Genomic DNA, 21,015 nt, shown 5'->3' with positions numbered 1-21,015 from the left:
ACATCCCGTTACCAACAGAAAAGAGCCGCCCAAAGGGACGGCTCTTTCCAGAGTTGATCTCGATGGCCGGATCGCTAGTGGGGCTGCGGCTCCATTCCGCCTTCGGCTTCGCCGCCCTTGGGCTCGTCCTTCTTGCTCCCGGCAGTCGGGACAGCGGACCCGCGGGCCGGCGGAGCGTCGTCGCCGAGATCCCGGCTGGGCTTCTGCCCCTTGATCAGCGCCTTGATCTCGTCACCCGAAAGGGTCTCGTATTCGAGCAGACCCTCGGCAATCGCGACGAACTCGTCATGATGGTCCGTGAGGATTCGACGGGCCTCGTTATAGGCCTCGTCGATCAGGCGCCGAACCTCGACATCGATCTTCTGTGCCGTTGCCTCGGAGACATTCTTAGACTGAGACACGGAGTGGCCGAGGAAGACTTCCTGCTGGTTTTCACCATAGGCGACCTGGCCGAGCACGTCGGAGAAGCCCCACTGTGTGACCATCGCCCGTGCAAGCTTGGTGGCCTGCTCGATGTCGGACGAGGCGCCGGAAGTGATGTTCTCCTTGCCGAAGGTGAGCTCCTCGGCAACACGCCCGCCCATCATGATGACCAGACGTGAGACCATCCACTTGTAGCTCATGGAATAACGGTCGCCTTCCGGCAACTGCATGACCATGCCGAGCGCACGGCCACGCGGAATGATCGTCGCCTTGTGCAGGGGATCCGCGACGGGCACCCGGAGCGCGGTGATGGCGTGACCTGCTTCATGATAGGCGGTGAGCTTCTTCTCCGCCTCGGTCATGGCCGAGGAACGGCGCTCCGCGCCCATCATGATCTTGTCCTTGGCGTCCTCGAACTCGCTCATCGTGACCAGGCGCTTGTTGCGGCGCGCGGCCATCAGGGCGGCTTCGTTGACGAGGTTCATCAGGTCGGCGCCGGAGAAACCAGGCGTCCCGCGGGCGAGCACCTTGAGGTCGACATTCGGCGCAAGCGGCACGTTGCGGACGTGCACCTTGAGGATGCGCTCCCGGCCGACGATGTCCGGGTTCGGCACCACGACTTGGCGGTCGAAACGGCCGGGACGCAGCAGCGCGGGGTCGAGAACGTCCGGACGGTTGGTGGCAGCGATCAGGATGATGCCCTCGTTCGCCTCGAAGCCGTCCATCTCGACCAGCAGCTGGTTCAAGGTCTGCTCCCGCTCATCATTGCCGCCGCCGAGACCGGCGCCACGATGGCGGCCGACGGCGTCGATTTCGTCGATGAAGATAATGCAGGGTGCGTTCTTCTTCGCCTGCTCGAACATGTCGCGGACACGGCTCGCGCCAACGCCGACGAACATTTCCACGAAATCCGAACCGGAAATGGTGAAGAACGGCACATTCGCCTCGCCGGCAACGGAGCGCGCGAGCAAGGTTTTGCCGGTACCGGGAGGACCAACCAGCAGGACACCCCGGGGAATGCGGCCACCGAGACGCTGGAACTTCTGCGGGTCACGCAGGAACTCCACGATTTCTTCGAGGTCCTGCTTGGCCTCGTCAACACCAGCGACGTCGTCAAAGGTCACGCGTCCATGCGCTTCCGTCAGAAGCTTCGCCTTCGACTTGCCGAACCCCATCGCGCCGCGGGAACCACCCTGCATCTGTCGCATGAAGAACAGCCAGACGCCGAGGATGAGCAGCATCGGCAGGAGGGTTCCGAGATAGCTCAGGAAACCGGAGGAGCCGTCGCTCTCCGGCCGCGCCACGATGGTGACGTTCTTCGACTGGAGGCGCTCCATCAGGGAGTCGTCGATCACCGGAGAATAGGTCTGGAAGCCAGCGCCGTTCTCGACATAGGTCCCCATGACGCGATTGCCCGTCACGACAACCTCGCGAACGCGACCGCTCTCTACATCACTGAGGAACTGCGAGTACGCGATCTCCCGAGAGCTCGTCTGTGACGGCGCCGTCTGGAACATGCTGAACAACGCGATCAGCAGAAGCGCTATGATCGCCCAGAGGGCGAAATTGCGAAAGTTTGGGTTCATCGAACTCCCCGGAAGTGAGAGGTGGCCTGAGAGCCGCCTGTGCTTGCGGCTAACATAGGGGTGCACCTGGCCCTTGCCAAGGCAAAGCGGCTGGACTGGTTATCTTTTCCGAACCGAATCCTCGATGGGAACGGGCGCGAAATGGTCGCATCCCATCAGCTTTGCGAAAGCGCCCGCGACACTAAGGTCGAACTGAGGCAAAAAGCGGTCGAATGGGGCAAGCAGCGGCCTGCTGAAGAAGCCTTCCGTCGCCGTGCCCATAAAACCTTCGGCAGGCTCGGGAGGCAATACCCCCGCTGCCCGCAGTGCGATGGAGGGTGGGACCTCCCCAAACAGTCCTGCGGCGCCTTCGGGGTTTCTCGCCGGAACCAGCGACAGCGGCTCAGCACCGCGATTGACGAGCCGGAATCGGCCGTCCCAGACAGCTATCTCGCCGGCATTAAGCGTCAGCGAAGGAAGATTGCGGCTCTCGCGGCAAAGATAGAGCCCGGATCTGCGGCGGTCGATCAGCACCCGTCCTGCCGTCATCTTCCAGGGCGTCTCGAGCCGGCATGCGTCAACCAGCTTGTCGAGCGTGTGACCCGCCGGTCCCTGCTCGCGTCCGCCGAGAACGGCAATCGACGTGGACAGGGCATAGCGCAGAACGATCCGGTCCACGGAAAGCCCCTCGCCCGGTACTCGCATCAGCACCGAGCGCTGGACAGTGGCGTAGGTGGAAAGCCATTTGGCCACAGAGTCGGCGATGTCCTGGCGTCGGCGGGAGACGGCATCGATCTGGTCGAGCAGGACCGCTGGCTTCTCCGCCAGTGCAAGTCGCGTGCGGACCCGCTCAGAACGGCGATCGGCATTGGAAGGATCCTCGAGCCAGTCCTGGCCAAGTCTGTTCAGAAAAATCCGGATTTCTTCCCGCCTCGTCCGAAGGAACGGCCGCAACAGCCAGTGGCGGCGATGGAGAAGCACGGCCTCAGCCATACCGGCGAGTCCGGGGGCATCGGGTTCGCTCGCCCGGGCCGCCCGCATCGTCACCGTCTCGATCTGATCATCAAGCGTGTGGCCGGTGAGGATGGCGGTTGCTCGAACCTCATCCGCCGCCTCGCAGAGCAGGCGATAGCGCGCCTCGCGGGCCGCGGCCGCAACACCGGTGGCGGGCTTGTCTCCGAGCCACCTCTTCGTCGCATGCGGGATGCCAAGTCCCTGGCAGATGCGGCTCACCTCAGCCGCCTCCTGCGCCGATGCCTCCCTCAGGCCGTGGTCGACGGTCACCGCAAGGAGCGTGATGCCTTCATGTGGATGGCGGGCCAGGGAGAGCAGGAGACCGAGTGAATCGCTCCCGCCGGACACGGCGACGAGGAGCCGGGCCGGCCTTGCCAGTCGGGCCAGCAGGCTGCGGATGGCTTCGTTAGGCGAAATGGCTGGCTGAGTTCCGATTTGCACGGCCGCGATCAGCAGCCGAGACGCTTCTGCTCGGAAGAAACCTTGGAAAGGACGGCGCGAGGGGCCTTGGGATAGCGCTTCGTCACTTCCCGCAGGGTGGCACAGGCCGTCTCGCTATTGTCGAGGGCAGCAAGGGACATGCCGAGCTTCAACAGCATTTCTGGGGCCTTCGCTGATGTGCCGTAGGTCTGGTGGGCGTTCAGGAAGGTCTGCGCCGACTCGTTGTACTTGCCCTGCGAATACTGCGCCTCACCCAGCCAGAAGCTCGCATCTGCCGAGCGGGAGCCTTCCGGGAAACTGGCGAGATACTGCGTGAATTCCTGCTCCGCCAGTGCATAGTCGCCGGAGAGAATGTGATTGTAGGCAACCTGGTAGACATCGCTCTCGCTCCCGAGCGACGCGGTCTGCTGGGGATCCTGCGCCTGCGGCAGGCCGGGTCCCGCGTCGACACCGGGGAGGCCAGCCGAATTGTCTGCCTCGTTACGAGTGACCGTCTTCGGGTTGCCGCTCTGGTCGAACTCGATCGAGCCGAGAACCGTTTCGCCGGGAGCGGCCCCGGATGGTTCCGTTGCCGGCGGGGTCTCGATGATACGCGCTACGTCGTCAGCTGGCGGCTCGGGGACCGTTTGCGACGAGCCTGAAGCGGCGACGGCCGGTTTCCCGGCCGCTCCGTTTTCGCTTTTCTCGAGCTCCTGGAAGCGGAACTCATTGTCTTCCTGCGTCTTTCGCATTTGCTCCTGCATCTGCAACAACTGGAAGCTCATTTCCTCGATCCGGCCATTCAACTGCCGGATCTGTTCCTCCAGCTGCTGGACGCGGATCGATGCATCGCCGCTCTGCGCAAGAACCATGGGCTGTTCCGAGTCATCCGGTTGCTGCGGGGCCTGTCTTCCCCCCGGCAGAAGTTCGGGCAATGAGAATGCCCCGGCAGGGCCGCCCGCCACCATCAGCCCCAGCATTGCTGCCAAGACAAGTTTCTTCATATCGTCCGTCCTGCTTTGATCTGCGCCCCTTTGGCGCGAGTGGAGATTTTGTCAATCCGCGCCAAAATGCAACTGAACTCTCAACCTTAATTGGAGCGAAGTTCGGCCAAACTATGAAAAAGCGAAAAGGCGGCCACCTGGACCGCCTTCACGAAATCGTTTGTCGTCGCTGACGACTACATTCCGGCGCCGCCGAGGACGGTGACTGCCCGGCGATTCTGCGACCAGCAGGAAATGTCATCGCAAACCGCCACCGGCTTTTCCTTACCGTAGGAGATCGTGCGCATTCGGTTGGCCGGAACGCCGCGGGAGGCAAGATATTCCTTCGTGGCGGCGGCACGGCGCGCGCCGAGGGCCAGGTTGTATTCGCGCGTGCCGCGTTCGTCGGCATGACCCTCGACCGTGATCGCGTAGTTCGGGTAGCGCTGCAGCCACTGCGCCTGCCGGTCAAGCGTCTGCTGGGCATCGGCACGGATGGAGGTGGAGTCGGTATCGAAGAAGATCCGGTCACCGACATTGACGGTGAAGTCCTGGCTGGAACCGGGAGTCGCAGCGCCACCGGCGCCGCCACCGAGGCCGAGGTCGCCCGCATTGTTCGGAAGGTTCTTCTTGTTGGCGCAGCCAGCAAGCGCGAGTGCCAGCGTCAACGCAATGACGGCCGGGTTGCGAGCGAGTGTCTGCATGCGGCTCATCGCCGGGGTAACGGTGCGGCTCATGGCCGGTCTCTCCTTAGATCAACGTATCAGAGTTGCTGAACTCTAACTGGTCTCGGTTAACCCACCTGAAAGGTATATGGTTAACAAACCGATTCGACGTCCCTTAAGTCGCTCCTTTTTCAGGAGAATGGGGCGGCAAAGAGGCAGCAATCTGCCTCTGTCCGCATTCCGCCATTATTCAAGCAGCGGCGACCACGCCGGGTCGGATGCATAGGCCGGCGTCTTGATCTGCTGCTCGTTATAGCCGGTCAGGTCGATCGAATAGAGCTGCGGCCCACCTGCCCCGGCGTTCTGCCGGAAGAACATCAGCACGCGGCCATTCGGCGCCCAGGTCGGGCCCTCATTGTGGAACCCGGTGGTCAGGATGCGCTCGCCGGAACCGTCCGGCTTCATGACACCGATCGAAAACTTGCCGCCGGACTGCTTGGTGAAGGCGATGAGGTCGCCACGAGGGGACCAGACCGGGGTGGAATAGGACCCGTCGCCGAAGGAGATGCGAGTCTGCCCAGAACCGTCGGCGCCCATCACGTAGAGTTGCTGGCGTCCACCGCGGTCGCTTTCGAAGACGATGCGGCTGCCGTCCGGCGAGTAGGAGGGCGAGGTATCGATGGCTGCCGTGTTGGTGAGCCGGGTCGTGGTCCGCGAGCGCAGGTCCATGGTGTAGATGTTGGAGTTACCCTCCTGCTGGAGGCTCATGATGACCTTCTGGCCGTCGGGCGAGAAACGCGGCGCGAATGTCATGCCGGGGAAATTGCCCACGACTTCGCGCTGCCCGGTTTCCAGCTGCAGCAGGTAGACGCGCGGCTGGTCGCCCTCGAACGACATGTAGGTGACTTCCTGCCGGTTGGGAGAGAAGCGCGGCGTCAGGACGATGTCCTTGCTGTTCGTCAGCTGGCGGACGTTGAAGCCATCCTGATCCATGATGGCCAGCTGCCGCTGGCGGGCGTTCTTCGGACCGCTTTCGGACACGAACACGACACGGGTGTCGAAATAGCCCTTCTCCCCGGTGATGCGCTCGTAGATCGCGTCCGCGATGATGTGGGCGACCCGACGCCAGTTCTCCGGCTGGGTGAAGAACTGCTGCCCGGTCATCTGCTGGCCGGCGAAGGTGTCCCAGAGACGGAATTCGGCACGCAGACGACCGTCGGCCTCACGGGTGACGCGGCCGGTGACGAGCGCCTGCGCGTTGATCACCTTCCAGTCCTCGAACCGAGGCTGCTGGTCCGGATTGGAGATCTTCTCGATGAAGGCACTCTTGTTCACCGGGGCGAACAAGCCGGAGCGCTGAAGGTCGGCGGCGATTACCTGGCTGATCTGCGCGCCGAGCTCATTGCCCGATTGGAAGTCGGTGATCGCAATCGGCAGCGGCTCGACATTGCCCTTGTTGATGTTGATCTCCACCAGCGCGTGAGCCGGAGCGAAGGACATCGCCATCCCGGCAAACGCGATCATCAGGCGGATGAAAGAACGTTTCATCATAGTGTTCAGCCTTTCAGCTTTTACAGCATTTCGCTGGGGTCGAAGTTCACGACAACCTCGCTCCAGGCATCGTATTTCTCGACAGGGAGGTTCTTGAACGGGGCCGAGCGCATGACGGCTCGAAGGGCGCTGCCTTCCAGCGTGCGCCGCGCCGTGTCGGAGCCGCCGGTCGCCGAAACCTGTGGCCGGCCAACGATCTGGCCGCTCTCGTCGAGGTTCATCCTGACCGTGATGATAACCCCTTCGGCGCCCTCGATGCCGGCAATGATCGACCAGTTGTTCTGGATCTGGCCGCGCAGGGCGTCCATCTCGCTCTGGCTGAGTGTGGAGCCGCTGGTGGTTTTCTTGCCGCCCAGCGAGGCCGTTTCCGTCGAGCGCTTGGCACCGCCACCGGCGGCGTCCTGCTTGTTGAGGAGGGCGGCGATTTCATCGGCGTTGAAGTCGCTTTCCTTCGAGGAGGTCGACTTGGCCGTCTCCTGCTTCTTGTCAGCAACCTTCTTGTCCGTCGGCTTCTCGACCGCCTTTGGCGCTTCCGGCTTTTTCTCGGCTGGCTTCTCAACGGGCTTCGCCTGTTCCTTCGGCGGCTCCGGTTTCGGCCGCGCAGCAGGCACCGGAACGGCGTCGGGCAGAGGCAGTTCCTCGGCGGCGGCCTCTTCAGGCACCGGCTCGGGGGTCGGCTCAGGTTTCGGCTCGGGCGCGATCTCGGGCTTTGACTCGGGAAGTGCTGCGACCTCGGTCGGCTTCGGTGCCGTTTCCTCCGGCACGATCTCCTTGACCTGGTTTGTCTCGGTCGTGGGGTTGGGCAGCGGCTTTTCGGTCTTCTCCGGCGCCGCGGCAACCTCCGTCTCGACCGGACGCTTCGCGGGTGTCGGTGGCGCCTTCAGGTCGATATCGTTGTCGCCGGCGTTTTCGGCGTGCTCGACGATGTTCGGCTTCGTCGTCGGCACCGGCGCAGCTTTTTCAGCCATCGGCGCGTTCTTGTCGCCCTGCTGGATTTGGGTGATCGATTCCACCGGGATGATATCGACCGGCAGCGCCTCGACTTCGGCCACATCGAATGACGCCGGGGAGCCGATCGACACGAGCGCCCAGCCCAGCACCAGCGAGTGCACTACCAGAGATGTCCCGAGACTTCCCTTCATCGCGACCTGTTACTGCTCCTGTTCCTGCAGGGTGACGAGCCCGAGATTCTTGAAGCCGGCAGCCGAAATGCGCGCCATCACCTTCATGACCACGCCGTAAGCCGCAGCGGTATCTCCGCGCACATAGATGCGCTCGTTGTATCCGGTGGTGGCAATGGCCTCGAGCTTCGGCACGACCTCATCGAGGGCGATCGCGGTTTCCTGGAGATAGATCTCGCCCGCGGGATTGACGGAGACGGTGATCGGCTGCGTGTCGGCGTTCATCGCCTTCGCCTGCGTTTCCGGCAGGTCGATTGGCACGCCGACCGTCATCATCGGTGCCGCGACCATGAAGATGATCAGGAGCACAAGCATGACGTCGACGAGAGGCGTGACGTTGATCTCACTCACCAGGCCGTTCTTGCGTCCGCCGCGCCTTCTGCGCCCGCCGCTACCACCCTTGGCTCCAACCGACATACCCATGGACGTGTCTCCTTCGGCCGCTTACTGAGCCGCAGCGCGCGGTTGCAGCTTCTCGTCGATCTGCCGCGACAGGATGGCCGAGAACTCGTCGGCAAAGCCTTCCATGCGACCGGTGAGCTTGCCAGCCTCGGCGGAGAACTTGTTGTAGGCGATGACAGCGGGGATAGCCGCCACGAGACCGATCGCCGTTGCGAGAAGCGCTTCGGCAATACCCGGCGCAACGACGGCGAGGTTGGTCGATTTTGAGCCGGCGATCGCCTGGAAAGAGGTCATGATGCCGACGACGGTACCGAAGAGGCCGATGAACGGCGCAGCCGATCCGATCGTCGCCAGCGAGCCGAGGCGGGACTCGTAGGTTTCGCTCTCGCGCGCCATGGTCACGTCCATGGCCCGGTCGATACGCATCTGCAGGCCGATCGGAGACCGCGCACCGCGCTCGAAGCTCTTCTTCCACTCACGCATGGCGGCAACGAAGATGGCGGCAAGGCCGCCGTTCTGCCGCTCGGCAAGTGTCCGGTAGAGCTCTTCCAGCGACTGGCCGGACCAGAACACCTGCTCGAACTGGTCGAACTGGCGCTTGGCTTTGCTGTAGCTGACGTACTTGTCGATAACGATCGCCCAGGTCCAGACCGAGGCTCCGAGGAGACCGATCATGACCAGCTTGACGACGAAACCCGCCTGCATGAACAGCGCCCAGAGACTGACGTCGTGGGTCGCTGCCGCCAAACCTACCTCTTCCATCTATCCAATATCCCCGAATCCAAACGCCCGGCACAGGACCGGGCGGGTTCAAAAGCGCTCTCGCGAGAATCCATGGTCGCTGGTTGCTCTCTATCCCAAGGTGCCCTGAGCTTTCAGCATGGCTTCTCGCTTTCAAATTTGGTCAAAGGAAGGCGTGCGTTGCACAACTTCCTCGCGTTTCAGTAAGCGCTTATTATGGTTAAGGATCGGTTACCGGAGATCAATCGCGACCTCGTTCGATGACTGTAGAAACTTCTCCGCCACGCTTTCCGGCAACCGCCGCGGCCGGCCGTGGCGGTTGATCACCGCAATTACCACCTTGGCGGCGATCAGCAACGTCTCTCCGCGGCGGATTTCCTGGCTGAGAACCATCTTGGCGCCGCCGGCTTTCTCCGTCGTCGTCAGGATGGTCAGGGCATCATCCATCTTCGCCGGCATCTTGAAGTCGATCTCCATCCGGTGGACGACGAAGACCAGACCCTCCTCGTCCGCCGCGAGAAGATCGCTCTGCTGGCAGCCGAGGCATCGCAGATAGTCTGTCCGTCCCCGTTCCAGGAAATGCAGGTAGCGGGCATGGTAGACAAGCCCAGAGAAATCCGTGTCCTCATAGTAGACCCGCTGAACCAGCCGGTGCCCGGTCTTGGTCAACTGCCCCGAAAGAAGAAAAACCTCGTCTGTCATAGTCATGCCTTAGTGGATCGACGTGATGCCCCGATGGCCGCCGGGCCGTTGGGGAGGTATTGTGTTCCTGTCACATATCCGCCCTATCTGGAACCCGGACGGACAACCAGCGGAGTTGATTCATGAAGATTGCAGTGCTTGGTGGCGACGGTTTCGTAGGCTGGCCGACCTCCCTCCACCTTTCCGACGCGGGCCACGAGATCCACATCCTCGACAACCTCTCACGCCGCTGGATCGACACGGAACTGGGCGTTCAGTCGCTGACGCCGATGGATTCCATCCAGGAGCGGACGCGCGTATGGCATGCGGAGACGGGACGGCGCATCCACTTCCACCTGATCGACCTCGCCAAGGACTATGAACTACTGAAGGGTTGGCTCGCCAGGCATCGGCCGGACGCCATCATTCACTTCGCCGAGCAGCGCGCCGCGCCCTACTCCATGAAGAGCGACCGCCACAAGAACTATACGGTCAACAACAACGTCAACGCGACGCACAACCTGCTGAACGCAATGGTGGAACTCGATCTCGACGCCCACCTCATCCATCTCGGGACCATGGGCGTCTACGGCTATTCCACCGTCGGCGCGGCAATTCCCGAAGGTTACCTGCCGGTCGGCATCGAAACCATGGACGGCCGTACGGTCAGCCAGGAGATCCTTTACCCGAGCAATCCGGGCTCCATCTACCACATGACGAAATGCCTGGATCAGCAGCTCTTCGCCTTCTACGCGAAGAACGACGGCCTGAGGATCACCGACCTGCACCAGGGGATCGTCTGGGGCACCCATACCGAGCAGACCCGCCGCCATGCCCAGCTCGTCAACCGCTTCGACTATGACGGCGACTACGGTACGGTCTTGAACCGCTTCCTCATCCAGGCAGCGATCGGCTATCCCCTGACGGTACATGGCACCGGCGGCCAGACCCGCGCCTTCATCCACATCCAGGATTCCGTCCGCTGCATCGAGATCGCCCTGAAGAACCCGCCCCAGGGCGGTGGCCGCGTCGAGATCTTCAACCAGATGACCGAGACCCATCGGGTGCGTGACCTCGCCGAGATGGTCGCACGGATGACCGGATCGCAGATCGCCTGGCTGCCGAACCCTCGCAAGGAAGCGGCGGAAAACGACCTTGTGGTGAAGAACGAGAAGTTCCTGAACCTCGGGCTTGCGCCGACGACGCTCGGCGAAGGGCTGCTTGAAGAGATCGTCGACGTGGCGAAGAAGTTCGCCTATCGCGTCGACCGCTCCCGCGTCCCGGCCGTCTCCGCCTGGACCAGGGACATCGCCGCCAAGGTCGAGCACGATCCGGAGGGCAAGCGGCTGAAGTCGGTGTCCTGATGACCGAGCGACCTGGAGCGGATACTCGCGCCGCCCCTCCCCGCACCCGACACGCCTTCGTTACCCTGGTCACCAATGCCGACTACGCTCTCGGTGCGAAGGTGCTGGCGCAGTCGCTGCGTCTCACCGCCACGTCCGCAGACATCGTCGTCCTGCATACGGGAGGCGTGGACGCAACCACGCTCGCGCCGCTGGGGGCTCTGGAATGCCGGCTTGTGGAGGTCGACCACCTGCCGCTGTCGGACGGGTTCAACGCCCGCCATGCCCGCAAGGCGGTCCATGGCGCAGCGCCCTTCGCCAAGGGCCGGAAGCCCGACTTCCATACGCCGCTCGACAACTTCTGCAAGCTGCGCCTCTGGCAGTTGGAGGAATACGATACCTGCGTCTTCATCGATGCCGACGCGCTCGTGCTGCGCAATATCGACAGGCTGTTCGACTATCCGCAATTTTCGGCAGCCCCAAATGTCTATGAGAGTCTTGCAGACTTCCACCGGCTGAACTCCGGCGTCTTCGTTGCCAAGCCATCCGCTGAGACCTTCGGGCGAATGCTGGAGCGGCTGGATGAGCCGGACGCCTTCTGGCGGCGCACCGACCAGACCTTTCTCGAGACATTCTTTCCGGACTGGCACGGCCTGCCCGTCTTCATGAACATGCTGCAATATGTCTGGTTCAACCTGCCGGAGCTCTGGGACTGGAACAGCATCTCGATCCTGCATTACCAGTACGAGAAGCCGTGGGAGGAGAACCATCCGAAGGCGGAGAGGCTCCGGCCGCTGATCGAGCTCTGGAACTTCGTTCACCGGAACGGAAAGCTCCCGGACCTTTCGACGCTCCCACGACCGGGATCAGCCGGATGAGGGTGCTGGTCTCCGGCGGAGCCGGCCTCGTCGGCCGCTACATCGTCAAGGGGCTGCAGGGCGCGGGACATGAGGTCGTGGTGGGCGGCCGGACCGCGCCACCGCCGGACTGGTTCTTTCATACGGTCCCGTTCGTGCCGCTGTCACTGAATCCCGATCTCGACCAGCGAGGCGCGTTTGCCGGCATCGATGCGTTCGTTCATGCCGCCTTCGATCATCTGCCCGGCCGATATCGTGGCGGCGAAGGTGGCGATCCCGAGCGCTTTCGCCGGCTCAACCTTGAAGCCAGCATCCGTCTTTTCGAGGAAGCCAAGGCAGCCGGCGTTCGGCGGACAATTTTTTCCTCCAGCCGTGCCGTCTATGACGGCATTCCCCCCGGCCAGAAACTCGACGAAGACGCGTTTCTCTCCCCGACGTCGCTCTACGGGCAGGTCAAGCTGGAGGCAGAATGGGCGCTGGCACGCCTCGATGGGCCCGGCTTCGTCACCTCCAGCCTGCGCTTGACCGGCGTCTATGGCGAGCTTCGTCCGAACAAATGGGATGACCTGATTGCCAACTACCTCGCGGGAAGAGCGGTCTTCCCGCGCGCCGGTAGCGAAGTGCATGGGCAAGACGTCGCGCAGGCGGTGCGCCTGATGATCGAATCCGACGCGAACCTCGTCCGCGGCGCCTTCAACATATCCGACATCGTCACCGATACCCGTGCAATCCTGGAGCCGATCCAGCACATCACAGGCTCCATCCACCCATTGCCGCGGGAGGCCGAGACCGCACAGGTCGCTGTAATGTCAACAGACCGAATCCGCAGCCTCGGCTGGGAGCCCGGCGGATTCGCGCTTCTTGCTGCAACGGCCGAAAAGCTCGCAAGGGGCTATCTCGGACCGAACGCTACCGCTTCTTGAGTTCCGACTGGCTCTTCAGCGCCCGGTCGCCGTCCTCCTGCTTGATCAGGAAGGCCGGCTCTTCCTCGTTCGCCTTGCGCTTCACCTTTGTGCCCTTGATGGTGCGCTCGACGTCGCTCGTAAACTTCTGATCCGCCTTGCCCTGGGCCTTGTTGGCACCCCACGTCCACTCGACGTCGTCGCCCTTGTTGATCTTCGCCATCTCGTTCTCCCTGTTGCGACGGCGAAACTGCTAGGAGGATCACTCGTTCCCAAGTTCCAGAAGAACAAGCTCAGGTCGGTTACCGATGCGAACGGGAATGGCGGAGCACCCCAGGCCGCGGGAGACCACAAGATGACATCTTCCCTTCTGATAGACGCCCCCGGGATAGAGTGCGGATCCCGGCGAGGCAGAAAATGGCCGCCAGCCGAAGAGATTGATCTGACCGCCATGCGTGTGGCCGCTCACTGTAAGCGCGACCCTGTCATCCACGGCGTTGAAGATGTCCGGCTCGTGCGCCAGCAGTATCACGGGCTCACTGCCCGCGACCTGAGCCAGCGTCGCCTGCAGGTCATCGACACCCTTCATATGCGGTCGGCCGAATTCCGCGCTGGGCAGTAGTGCCATCTGGTCTCCCAGGCCGGCCAGCCAGAAGCGCTTCCCGTCCTTCTCGATTGGCACTGCACGATTGATGTGCACCATCACCCCTGAGCCTTCCAGTGCACGCACTACGAGCGGCACCATCGTCGGATCCTGCTGGAACGCGCTATCCTCCCAGTAGTCGTGGTTGCCAAGAACCGCATGCACGCCCAGAGGTGCTGCGAGGCTTCTTAGCGCGGGAGCCCATTCTGATGGTGCAAGGTGATCGGTGCTGAGCGTCATTCCCGAAAGGTAGTCACCCAGCAGAAGGATGATATCAGGTTTCAGATTCAGGGCTTGAGCGCAGATTGCCTCGATCCGGCGGCGATCCATCCAGGGTTCACACGCATGGATGTCGGCAACGACGCAAGCACGCAGCCGGAGACCTTCCGGCCACCCATTCGGCGTCAGCCGGTACTGTTCGATGCGGGGCCGCGCCAGTACTTCAGTAAAAGGATATGCAACGGCCGCTGCCAGGCCCGCCAGCCCCGCACCAGCCAGCTTCAGCAAGCTTCGGCGCGTGAGCAACTATTCATCCTCGAGCGTCAGGCGGAATTGTGCTGTCTCAAGGTCCTTTGGCGGCTGCAGGCCGAGATGCTTCCATGCGGTCGCGGTCAGGACGCGCCCGCGCGGCGTGCGCTGGATGAAGCCCTGCTGTATCATGTAGGGTTCGATGATGTCCTCGATCGCGTCGCGCGGTTCGGAGAGGCCGGCAGCAATGGTCTCGATGCCGACCGGACCGCCGCCGAAGTTCATCGCGATCATCGTCAGATAGCGGTTGTCGAGCTGGTCGAGGCCGCGAGTGTCGACGAGCAGCCGCGTCAGTGCCTCGTCAGCGATCTCCCGTGTCACCGCCTCGGCCCGCGCCACCTCGGCAAAGTCGCGAACGCGCCGCAGCAGCCGACCGGCAATGCGCGGCGTTCCACGGGCACGGCGGGCGATCTCGCGTGCGCCGTCATCGGTCATCGGCAGGTTCATCAGCCGCGCTCCACGGCGCACGATGAGTTCCAGTTCCTCGACCGTATAGAAGGCGAGCCGGACGGGAATGCCGAACCGGTCGCGCAACGGCGTGGTGAGCAGCCCGAGACGGGTGGTCGCCGCGACGAGGGTAAATTTCGAGAGGTCGATCTTCACCGAACGGGCGGCGGGTCCTTCGCCGATGATCAGGTCGAGCTGGAAATCCTCCATGGCCGGATAGAGGATTTCCTCCACCGCCGGGTTGAGCCGGTGGATCTCGTCGATGAAGAGCACGTCCCGCTCCTCGAGATTGGTCAGGAGCGCTGCGAGGTCGCCGGCCTTCGCGATCACCGGGCCGGAGGTCGAGCGGAAGTTGACGCCCAGTTCCTTTGCCATGATCTGCGCCAGCGTCGTCTTGCCGAGGCCTGGCGGCCCGACGAAGAGGACATGGTCGAGCGCCTCGCCACGGTTCTTCGCCGCCTCGATGAAAACCTTGAGATTGGCCCGCGCCTCCGCCTGGCCCGTGAACTCCTCCAGAGACTGCGGGCGCAGCGTCGTGTCCAGGTCTTCGCCCCGCTTTTCCGGCGATATGAGGCGGGCGGCATCACTCATCATTCATGTCCGTCAGAAACTCCTGGCCGATCCATACACGAAGGCGGCAGACTTGGCACCCGCACAGAACTCTCACCGCGCCAGTTCCTTGAGCCCCAGCCTGATCAGCTTTGCGCTGTCTGCCCCCTCGCCCGCTGTCTTCAGCGCGGCGGCAACAGCATTGGCGGCCTGGTCGCGGGAATAGCCGAGGTTGGTGAGTGCCGACACGGCATCGGCAACGGGAGCCGAGGCCACGCCCTCTCCCAGTTCCTGCTTCAGACCGATGTTCGCGACGGCCTCGCCGCCGAATGCAGGAGCCTTGTTCTTGAGTTCGGTGACGATCCTGACCGCCACCTTGGGTCCTACGCCCGGCGCCCGCGACACGGCCGTCTTGTCCTGCAGCGCGATGGCGTTCGCCAGTTCCGACGGCGTCAGCGTCGAAAGCACGGCGAGCGCCACCTTGGCGCCGACGCCCTGCACGCTTTGGAGCAGGTTAAACCACTCCCGCTCCAGCGCCGACAGGAAGCCGAACAGCTTCAACTGGTCCTCGCGGACATAGGTCTCGATGAAGAGCACCACCGCCTCGCCGGCTGACCCCATCCGGGAAAGAGTGCGGGACGAGCAGAATGCCTCGTAGCAGACGCCATGCACATCCACGAGCACATAGTCGTCGCCGATCTCGTCGATGGTGCCTTTGAGCTTGCCGATCATGGGTGGGTTTGTCCGTTAGAGGGGATGGGTTTCGGGGGTGATAAGGCGAACGTCGGGAAAGTAGCGGCGATAGCCCTTCGGATCGCGCGTGACGATGGAATAACCGCGGATCAAGGCGTGCGCCCCGATCAGGAAGTCCGGCAGCACTCGCTCCCGCGCTCCGCCAGCCTGCCGGTACGCGCCGAACGCCGCACCGGCCGCGAAGGCGGCGGCCCACGGCAAGCCCTCGCGCCGGAATTCCTCCGCCGGCAGCAACGCTTCAACCTCGTTCATATCGCGATAGCGCACGGAGAATTCGGCATAGATGATCGGATTGATGATCAGCGGCACCCGACCTGCGAGCTTCGCGAGCGCTCCCCGCGACCACTCGAGCCAAATCGGGTCGCGTACGGCGATATCGACGAGGATGTTGGTGTCGACCAGAACGGCCATTTCAACGGTCTCTCGTCATACCCATCAGGGCGTCCGCATCGATAGATGGATCCCCGGTCCCTTCGAGACGCCGCAGCGTCGCCATGAAGCCGTCAAGCCGCTGCCGCTCCTGCTCGTGCAACGGATCGTTCTTCGGCGCGACAACCAGCTTGCCGTTCTCGATGGTGAAGACCACTTCTGAATTCGGTTCGATGCCAACCAGTTCCCGCAGATCCCGCGGAATGGTGACCTGTCCCTTCGATGTCACGCGCATGTTCGTGCTCCTGATCGGTAATACTTACTATTACCGACGGAACAAGTCAAGAACATGGTCGAGCGGTCGCCAGCACCTTTCGCATTCGGTCGCCGCCGCGATTGTGGGCGTGGCAGATGGCGATCGCGAGCGCATCCGCCGCGTCGTTCCCCACGAAGGTGGCTTTCGGCATCAGGATCTTCAGCATCATGTGGATCTGCTGCTTCTCGCCATGCCCCACCCCGATCACGGCCTTCTTGACTGCATTGGGGGCGTATTCCGAAACCGGCAGACCTGCGCGTGCCGGAACAAGCATCACCACACCTCGCGCCTGCCCAAGCTTCAGTGTCGCGACCGCGTCCTTGTTGACGAAGGTCTGCTCCACCGCCGCCTCGTCGGGTTGATAGGCATGAACGACTTCTGCCAGCCCATCATGCAACTGGCACAGGCGTGAGGCGAGATCCATGTCGCCGTCCGATGTCACCGTGCCGGATGCGACGAAACGAAGACTGTTGCCGAGCGTTTCGATGATACCCCAGCCTGTTCGCCTGAGGCCGGGGTCGATGCCGATGATGCGAATCGTATCTGTCATGGACGTTATCCTAGGGCTGGAGCATCAGCATTGCCATGCAAGATGTGAACAAAACAAAAACAAAAGGCGAGCCAGACTGCTGATCGGCCGTTAACCATGTTGGCCAAGTTCGGTGCAAAAGGCCTGCCTTGCATGCAACACTCTTCCTCATGGTGAATTAGCTCGCCAGAACATGCGCATACGGAATCATGAGGAGGCCGACATGCGGGATCGAGACAGGCTCGAGAACGAACTGCTGGAACTACGCGCGGTGGCGGACGCCCTTGACGGCAGCCTCCGCAGATTTGCCGCCGGCGACATCTACCAGAACATGGACATCGCCTTTCCCCGCACCTTCGATGGCATGCGGAAGGATTTCAACCGGGGACTGAGGTCGCTGACCGCCAGCCTCGACGAGATCATCAGCCGCACCCGTGAACTGCGATCGGAATCGACCGAACTGCGTTTCGGCCTCCACCTCAACGGGGAAGACGACGCCGCGCGAACCGCTGCCGTATCCGCGGCACTTGCTTCTCTCGCCGGCGGCTCGAACGCCACGCGCAGCCAGTCCGGCCGCGCAGAACATGTCGCGACCATCCTGCACAATGCCCGTCTCGACCTCGACCGGCCCCGCCAGGCGGCGACGGCAGCCGGAACCGCGACAGGCGATGCCACCCGCTCTCTTGCCCAGTTGAAGGCGCTGGTGGAGGACATTCGGCCGGTCGTGCGGGAAGCAGCCCTGCTTGCCCTCAACAGCGGCGTCAATGCCGCGCAAGCCGGCCCCGCGAGCGGTGACACTCTTGGTGCTGCGAAAACGCTACATGCTCTGACCCAGCAGATCGGCACCACGCTCGAAGCGATCGACCGCGAAGCGGATGGGGCAATTCAATCCGTCGACGCTTCGAAGAATGCGATCGGCGAACTGGATCGGGAGTTTCAGGCGCAGCATCTTTATCTGGAGGCAGCCGGCACGCAGGCGCAGGCACTCGGTGAAGATGCCCGTCGGCAGGTAAGAGAACTGGAGACAATCCGGTCAGAGCTCGGCTCGACCTCCCGCAGGGTTCAGGATCCGGACCGGATGCCACACCCGCCTCTTTTCCATCTGGACGCCATCGACAGGGCAGCCGCGGAGATCGAGCGGCAAGCGGACCGCTTCAAATCTGCGGGAGAAAGCTACCCGCCCATCACGCCGAGCCCCGGAAGCGGCCGACGCAATCATCTGAAGCTCGTCAAATCCTGAACGAACCGGGCCGCCGGGAAGGATCGCCTGTCAGCGGCTCGCATCGGCTGATCGAATGCCTATATGAGGCGGACCTCCCGTTCCGTTCTTTCAGGATTGCAGATGATTCCGTTCTCCATTCTCGACCTTTCCCCCGTACCTGACGGCCTCGAGGTCGGCGACGCGCTCGACCAGTCGCGGCAGATGGCACGAACGGCAGAGGAACATGGCTACAAGCGCATCTGGCTCGCAGAACATCACGGCATGCCGGGGATCGCCAGTGCCGCCACCTCCGTCGTCATCGGCCACATCGGCGCAGCGACCAGCCGCATCCGCATCGGCTCGGGGGGTGTCATGCTGCCCAATCACTCGCCGCTGGTGATTGCCGAGCAGTTCGGTACCCTTGAGGCGCTCTTCCCCGGCCGCGTCGACCTCGGCCTTGGTCGCGCTCCCGGCACCGACATGCGCACCACCCGGGCGCTCCGCCGCAACCTCGAGGCGGGCGCGGAGAATTTCCCGCATGACATCGTCGAATTGCAGCGTCTCCTCGGTGCGCCGACGGACGACCAGCCGATACTCGCCATACCCGGCGCCAACTCGAATGTGCCCCTCTGGCTGCTCGGGTCCAGCATCTACAGCGCCCACCTCGCCGCAGCTCTTGGCCTCCCCTACGCCTTCGCCTCGCATTTTGCGCCGGACATGCTGATGGACGCCATCGCCATCTATCGCGAGCGCTTTCAGCCTTCGGAGACGCTTGAAAGACCTTATGTCATGGTAGGGGTCATGGGCGTGGCGGCCGATACGGACGAACAGGCCGCCCGGCTCTTCACCTCTTCGCAGCAGCAGTTCATCAATCTTCGTCGCAACGTCCGCGGCAAGTTCCCGAAGCCCGTGGACACGATGGACGGCCTCTGGTCGGACATGGAACGGATGAGCGTCGAGCACACGCTGCGATATGCTGCGGTCGGCTCGCCCTCAACGCTGGAGGCGAAGCTCAAGCCCTTCCTGACTGAAACGGGAGCCGATGAACTGATCGTCTCGATGCCGATCCACGACATCGAGGCGCGGCTGAGGTCGGTCGAGCTCTTCGCCGGCCTGCCGATGATGGAGAAGGCGCTCTAGCGGGCGCCTCCTCCCAATTAGCTTAGGCCGAGAGCCGTGCCATGACTTCGTCGGAGACTTCGAAGTTGGAGTAGACGTTCTGTACGTCGTCATCGTCTTCGAGCGTGTCAATGAGCTTCATCAACGACTGCGCCTTCTCCTCGTCCACCGGAACGGTGTTCTGAGGCTTCCAGACCGTCTTCACGGTTTCGGCTTCGCCCAGGCTTGCTTCCAGCGCCTTGGTCACTTCGCCCAGACTTTCGAAGGCGCAGGTGATGACGTGCGCGTCCTCGTCGGTAACGACGTCGTCCGCGCCCGCCTCGATGGCTGCTTCCATCACCTTGTCCGCATCACCGGCCGAAAGTTTGTAGGTAATTTCGCCGACATGGTCGAAGGAGAAGGATACCGAGCCTGTCTCACCGAGTGCGCCGCCGGCCTTGCTGAAGGTCGAGCGGACGGAAGATGCGGTGCGGTTACGGTTGTCGGTCAGCGCTTCGACGATGACGGCGACTCCACCCGGGCCATAGCCTTCGTAACGCACGGCGTCGTAGTTTTCCGCATCGGCGCCTGAAGCCTTCTTGATCGCCCGGTCGATATTGTCCTTCGGCATCGACTGCGCCTTGGCATTCTGGATCGCCAGCCGCAGCGCCGAGTTCGCCGCGGGATCGGGCAGTCCCGACTTCGCGGCGACGGTTATCTCGCGCGCAAGCTTGGAGAACATCTTGGAACGGATCGCGTCCTGCCGTCCCTTGCGGTGCATGATGTTCTTGAACTGTGAATGGCCGGCCATGACACCCCTGATCACGTCTATTTCGTGGAATGCCGCGGGTTATAGTTTCGATGAGCCGCCGGTTCAAGCGCCCGTCACCGTTTCACGCATCGCAGCCGTCTCACATCCCCTGGGGCACGAGGATGGTCGGCCGCCTGGGGAGCGTGCGCATGGAAACCCGTATGGTCGGCTCCCGCGCATAGGTGACATCAAAGCCCTCGCCGAGCATGGAAATGAACCGGTCGAGCGCGCCGGGCCGATGCATCGGCAGGATGATGGACGACCGCAAGCGGTCGACGACCCGGCTCATGCTGTCGGCACCGAGCGTCAATCCGCCGTCGACAGGGACCATGAGGATATCGAGCCGCCCGATCTCGCTATAGTGGCTGTCGGTGAGTTCGTGATGCAGGTGGCCCAGATGCCCAATGCACAGGCCCGCGATCTCGAAGATGAAGATGGAGTTGCCGTTCTCCTCGAAATCGCCGCCCCAGGAGCGGATATCGGTCGCGACATTGCGGATATAGGCATCGCCAACTACCACGCTGTGCTGCGCCTTCTCACCGGGCATGTCGCTCCATCCGGCAAGGACATGTTCGATGCCGGCATCCGGAGCGAGCGTGAAGTGTGTGGAATGCGCCTTGTTCATCGTCACCACATCGGGAAGCCGCGAGGGCCTGTAGACGCCGCTGTAGTCGGTCGCGATGCCGATGCCGCCGGGGCTTTCGATGAAATAGGTGGAATGACCGACATAGGTGATCCTCACCGTCTCCCTGTCGACAAGTTCCGAAGGCTGTTCGGTCTGGGCAAGGATAACCGGCAGCGCATCCTGGGGGGACCAGCGGGCGAAGCGCGTGTCCGGCAGTGACTGCGCGATCGCCTGGCACTGGCTGACCGCCGCTGCAGAATCCTGACTAGCGGCCGGCGCGGCAATCGAAAGTCCGAACATAAGGAAGGCGACAGTCCGCAGCATCATGCCACTCCCTGACCCGTTGCACGGGAGAGAATGCGGCAACAACAAAAGGCGGTCCAGCGGCTTTGACCGCCACCTTCCTCACATTTGTGTC

The 21,015-nt window shown here is 62.9% G+C and carries 23 protein-coding genes; 5 read left to right on the top strand and 18 right to left on the bottom strand.

Features of this window, described 5'->3' with window-relative positions:
• Positions 1–74 precede the first annotated feature (74 nt).
• From ftsH to ybgC, 9 genes are all read right to left on the bottom strand, one after another.
• Entirely contained in the window at positions 75–2,009 is a 1,935-nt protein-coding gene (ftsH, locus tag ACEPP2_RS14525) for an ATP-dependent zinc metalloprotease FtsH (RefSeq protein ID WP_281976578.1), read from the bottom strand.
• Positions 2,010–2,108: 99 nt separating this feature from the next.
• A complete protein-coding gene (gene tilS, locus ACEPP2_RS14520) occupies positions 2,109–3,443 on the bottom strand; it encodes a tRNA lysidine(34) synthetase TilS (protein ID WP_395516996.1) in 1,335 nt (444 codons plus the stop codon).
• An 8-nt stretch (positions 3,444–3,451) separates the two neighbouring features.
• The gene (ybgF, locus tag ACEPP2_RS14515) at positions 3,452–4,426 is read right to left on the bottom strand and encodes a tol-pal system protein YbgF (RefSeq protein WP_077549580.1); all 975 of its coding nucleotides are present in this window, start codon (positions 4,424–4,426) and stop codon (positions 3,452–3,454) included.
• A 176-nt stretch (positions 4,427–4,602) separates the two neighbouring features.
• Positions 4,603–5,142: a peptidoglycan-associated lipoprotein Pal gene (gene pal / locus ACEPP2_RS14510; RefSeq protein ID WP_077549581.1), complete on the bottom strand. Its 540-nt coding sequence runs from the start codon at positions 5,140–5,142 to the stop codon at positions 4,603–4,605.
• A gap of 174 nt (positions 5,143–5,316) precedes the next feature.
• Positions 5,317–6,621 carry a Tol-Pal system beta propeller repeat protein TolB gene (tolB, locus tag ACEPP2_RS14505; RefSeq protein WP_052639202.1) on the bottom strand — a complete coding sequence of 435 codons (1,305 nt, stop codon included), beginning with the start codon at positions 6,619–6,621 and terminating at the stop codon, positions 5,317–5,319.
• 20 nt (positions 6,622–6,641) lie between these two features.
• On the bottom strand, positions 6,642–7,763 hold the full coding sequence (locus tag ACEPP2_RS14500; protein WP_395516995.1) for a hypothetical protein: 1,122 nt from the start codon (positions 7,761–7,763) through the stop codon (positions 6,642–6,644).
• A 9-nt stretch (positions 7,764–7,772) separates the two neighbouring features.
• On the bottom strand, positions 7,773–8,225 hold the full coding sequence (tolR, locus tag ACEPP2_RS14495; RefSeq protein ID WP_052639206.1) for a protein TolR: 453 nt from the start codon (positions 8,223–8,225) through the stop codon (positions 7,773–7,775).
• A gap of 21 nt (positions 8,226–8,246) precedes the next feature.
• Entirely contained in the window at positions 8,247–8,966 is a 720-nt protein-coding gene (gene tolQ / locus ACEPP2_RS14490; RefSeq protein WP_077549584.1) for a protein TolQ, read from the bottom strand.
• Positions 8,967–9,176: 210 nt separating this feature from the next.
• Positions 9,177–9,647, bottom strand: coding sequence for a tol-pal system-associated acyl-CoA thioesterase (gene ybgC / locus ACEPP2_RS14485; RefSeq protein WP_395517079.1), 471 nt, complete (start codon positions 9,645–9,647; stop codon positions 9,177–9,179).
• Between the two features lie 122 nt (positions 9,648–9,769).
• Here ybgC and ACEPP2_RS14480 point away from each other — a divergent pair, with 122 nt between their 5' ends.
• Genes ACEPP2_RS14480 through ACEPP2_RS14470 form a run of 3 tightly spaced genes read left to right on the top strand, consistent with a single transcriptional unit; the run spans position 9,770 to position 12,749 of the window.
• Positions 9,770–10,990: an NAD-dependent epimerase/dehydratase family protein gene (locus ACEPP2_RS14480; protein WP_395516994.1), complete on the top strand. Its 1,221-nt coding sequence runs from the start codon at positions 9,770–9,772 to the stop codon at positions 10,988–10,990.
• On the top strand, positions 10,990–11,847 hold the full coding sequence (locus ACEPP2_RS14475; protein ID WP_395516993.1) for a glycosyltransferase: 858 nt from the start codon (positions 10,990–10,992) through the stop codon (positions 11,845–11,847). Before ACEPP2_RS14480 ends, ACEPP2_RS14475 begins: the two co-directional genes overlap by 1 nt.
• Complete coding sequence (locus ACEPP2_RS14470) at positions 11,844–12,749, top strand: NAD-dependent epimerase/dehydratase family protein (protein WP_395516992.1); 906 nt, start codon at positions 11,844–11,846, stop codon at positions 12,747–12,749. Before ACEPP2_RS14475 ends, ACEPP2_RS14470 begins: the two co-directional genes overlap by 4 nt.
• On the opposite strand, the gene ACEPP2_RS14465 is transcribed toward ACEPP2_RS14470, so the two are convergent.
• The 7 genes from ACEPP2_RS14465 to ruvC all read right to left on the bottom strand — a co-directional run bounded on the left by ACEPP2_RS14465 (position 12,736) and on the right by ruvC (position 16,883).
• Positions 12,736–12,951 (bottom strand): hypervirulence associated TUDOR domain-containing protein, encoded by a 216-nt coding sequence (locus tag ACEPP2_RS14465; protein ID WP_077549589.1) that lies wholly within the window; start codon positions 12,949–12,951, stop codon positions 12,736–12,738. The genes ACEPP2_RS14470 and ACEPP2_RS14465 overlap by 14 nt on opposite strands.
• Positions 12,952–12,990: 39 nt before the next feature.
• Positions 12,991–13,896, bottom strand: a complete 906-nt coding sequence (locus ACEPP2_RS14460) for a metallophosphoesterase (RefSeq protein ID WP_395516991.1) — start codon at positions 13,894–13,896, stop codon at positions 12,991–12,993.
• Positions 13,897–14,937, bottom strand: a complete 1,041-nt coding sequence (gene ruvB, locus ACEPP2_RS14455) for a Holliday junction branch migration DNA helicase RuvB (RefSeq protein WP_077549868.1) — start codon at positions 14,935–14,937, stop codon at positions 13,897–13,899.
• A gap of 72 nt (positions 14,938–15,009) precedes the next feature.
• Positions 15,010–15,627 (bottom strand): Holliday junction branch migration protein RuvA, encoded by a 618-nt coding sequence (ruvA, locus tag ACEPP2_RS14450; RefSeq protein ID WP_395516990.1) that lies wholly within the window; start codon positions 15,625–15,627, stop codon positions 15,010–15,012.
• A gap of 15 nt (positions 15,628–15,642) precedes the next feature.
• Entirely contained in the window at positions 15,643–16,059 is a 417-nt protein-coding gene (locus ACEPP2_RS14445; protein ID WP_395516989.1) for a type II toxin-antitoxin system VapC family toxin, read from the bottom strand.
• A gap of 1 nt (position 16,060) precedes the next feature.
• Positions 16,061–16,312 carry an AbrB/MazE/SpoVT family DNA-binding domain-containing protein gene (locus ACEPP2_RS14440; RefSeq protein ID WP_395516988.1) on the bottom strand — a complete coding sequence of 84 codons (252 nt, stop codon included), beginning with the start codon at positions 16,310–16,312 and terminating at the stop codon, positions 16,061–16,063.
• A 46-nt stretch (positions 16,313–16,358) separates the two neighbouring features.
• A complete protein-coding gene (ruvC, locus tag ACEPP2_RS14435; RefSeq protein ID WP_395516987.1) occupies positions 16,359–16,883 on the bottom strand; it encodes a crossover junction endodeoxyribonuclease RuvC in 525 nt (174 codons plus the stop codon).
• A 202-nt stretch (positions 16,884–17,085) separates the two neighbouring features.
• Between ruvC and ACEPP2_RS14430 the strand changes: the two genes are divergently transcribed.
• Entirely contained in the window at positions 17,086–18,102 is a 1,017-nt protein-coding gene (locus ACEPP2_RS14430) for a hypothetical protein (RefSeq protein WP_395516986.1), read from the top strand.
• Between the two features lie 102 nt (positions 18,103–18,204).
• The gene (locus ACEPP2_RS14425) at positions 18,205–19,203 is read left to right on the top strand and encodes an LLM class flavin-dependent oxidoreductase (RefSeq protein ID WP_395516985.1); all 999 of its coding nucleotides are present in this window, start codon (positions 18,205–18,207) and stop codon (positions 19,201–19,203) included.
• Positions 19,204–19,225: 22 nt separating this feature from the next.
• Here ACEPP2_RS14425 and ACEPP2_RS14420 read toward each other — a convergent pair whose 3' ends face one another.
• Entirely contained in the window at positions 19,226–19,972 is a 747-nt protein-coding gene (locus tag ACEPP2_RS14420; RefSeq protein ID WP_142590138.1) for a YebC/PmpR family DNA-binding transcriptional regulator, read from the bottom strand.
• 100 nt (positions 19,973–20,072) lie between these two features.
• Complete coding sequence (locus tag ACEPP2_RS14415; RefSeq protein WP_395516984.1) at positions 20,073–20,924, bottom strand: MBL fold metallo-hydrolase; 852 nt, start codon at positions 20,922–20,924, stop codon at positions 20,073–20,075.
• Positions 20,925–21,015 lie beyond the last annotated feature (91 nt).

Origin of the sequence: Pseudorhizobium flavum (genome assembly GCF_044142885.1) — a bacterium.
Taxonomy (GTDB): domain Bacteria; phylum Pseudomonadota; class Alphaproteobacteria; order Rhizobiales; family Rhizobiaceae; genus Neorhizobium; species Neorhizobium flavum.
The sequence above is the reverse complement of the archived record's forward strand: the minus strand, read 5'-3'. Positions and strand labels throughout refer to the sequence as shown.

Bases quoted from the DNA above. Each gene is read 5' to 3' on its own strand.
- ybgF (WP_077549580.1), bottom strand. From the start codon at position 4,426: ATGAAGAAACTTGTCTTGGCAGCAATGCTGGGGCTGATGGTGGCGGGC.
- ftsH (WP_281976578.1), bottom strand. From the start codon at position 2,009: ATGAACCCAAACTTTCGCAATTTCGCCCTCTGGGCGATCATAGCGCTT.
- ACEPP2_RS14480 (WP_395516994.1), top strand. From the start codon at position 9,770: ATGAAGATTGCAGTGCTTGGTGGCGACGGTTTCGTAGGCTGGCCGACC.
- ACEPP2_RS14425 (WP_395516985.1), top strand. From the start codon at position 18,205: ATGATTCCGTTCTCCATTCTCGACCTTTCCCCCGTACCTGACGGCCTC.
- ACEPP2_RS14440 (WP_395516988.1), bottom strand. From the start codon at position 16,312: ATGCGCGTGACATCGAAGGGACAGGTCACCATTCCGCGGGATCTGCGG.
- ACEPP2_RS14430 (WP_395516986.1), top strand. From the start codon at position 17,086: ATGCGGGATCGAGACAGGCTCGAGAACGAACTGCTGGAACTACGCGCG.
- tolB (WP_052639202.1), bottom strand. From the start codon at position 6,621: ATGATGAAACGTTCTTTCATCCGCCTGATGATCGCGTTTGCCGGGATG.
- ACEPP2_RS14445 (WP_395516989.1), bottom strand. From the start codon at position 16,059: ATGGCCGTTCTGGTCGACACCAACATCCTCGTCGATATCGCCGTACGC.
- ybgC (WP_395517079.1), bottom strand. From the start codon at position 9,647: ATGACAGACGAGGTTTTTCTTCTTTCGGGGCAGTTGACCAAGACCGGG.
- pal (WP_077549581.1), bottom strand. From the start codon at position 5,142: ATGAGCCGCACCGTTACCCCGGCGATGAGCCGCATGCAGACACTCGCT.
- ruvC (WP_395516987.1), bottom strand. From the start codon at position 16,883: ATGACAGATACGATTCGCATCATCGGCATCGACCCCGGCCTCAGGCGA.
- ruvB (WP_077549868.1), bottom strand. From the start codon at position 14,937: ATGAGTGATGCCGCCCGCCTCATATCGCCGGAAAAGCGGGGCGAAGAC.
- ACEPP2_RS14420 (WP_142590138.1), bottom strand. From the start codon at position 19,972: ATGGCCGGCCATTCACAGTTCAAGAACATCATGCACCGCAAGGGACGG.
- tolR (WP_052639206.1), bottom strand. From the start codon at position 8,225: ATGGGTATGTCGGTTGGAGCCAAGGGTGGTAGCGGCGGGCGCAGAAGG.
- tolQ (WP_077549584.1), bottom strand. From the start codon at position 8,966: ATGGAAGAGGTAGGTTTGGCGGCAGCGACCCACGACGTCAGTCTCTGG.
- ACEPP2_RS14500 (WP_395516995.1), bottom strand. From the start codon at position 7,763: ATGAAGGGAAGTCTCGGGACATCTCTGGTAGTGCACTCGCTGGTGCTG.
- ACEPP2_RS14415 (WP_395516984.1), bottom strand. From the start codon at position 20,924: ATGATGCTGCGGACTGTCGCCTTCCTTATGTTCGGACTTTCGATTGCC.
- ACEPP2_RS14465 (WP_077549589.1), bottom strand. From the start codon at position 12,951: ATGGCGAAGATCAACAAGGGCGACGACGTCGAGTGGACGTGGGGTGCC.
- ACEPP2_RS14475 (WP_395516993.1), top strand. From the start codon at position 10,990: ATGACCGAGCGACCTGGAGCGGATACTCGCGCCGCCCCTCCCCGCACC.
- ruvA (WP_395516990.1), bottom strand. From the start codon at position 15,627: ATGATCGGCAAGCTCAAAGGCACCATCGACGAGATCGGCGACGACTAT.
- ACEPP2_RS14470 (WP_395516992.1), top strand. From the start codon at position 11,844: ATGAGGGTGCTGGTCTCCGGCGGAGCCGGCCTCGTCGGCCGCTACATC.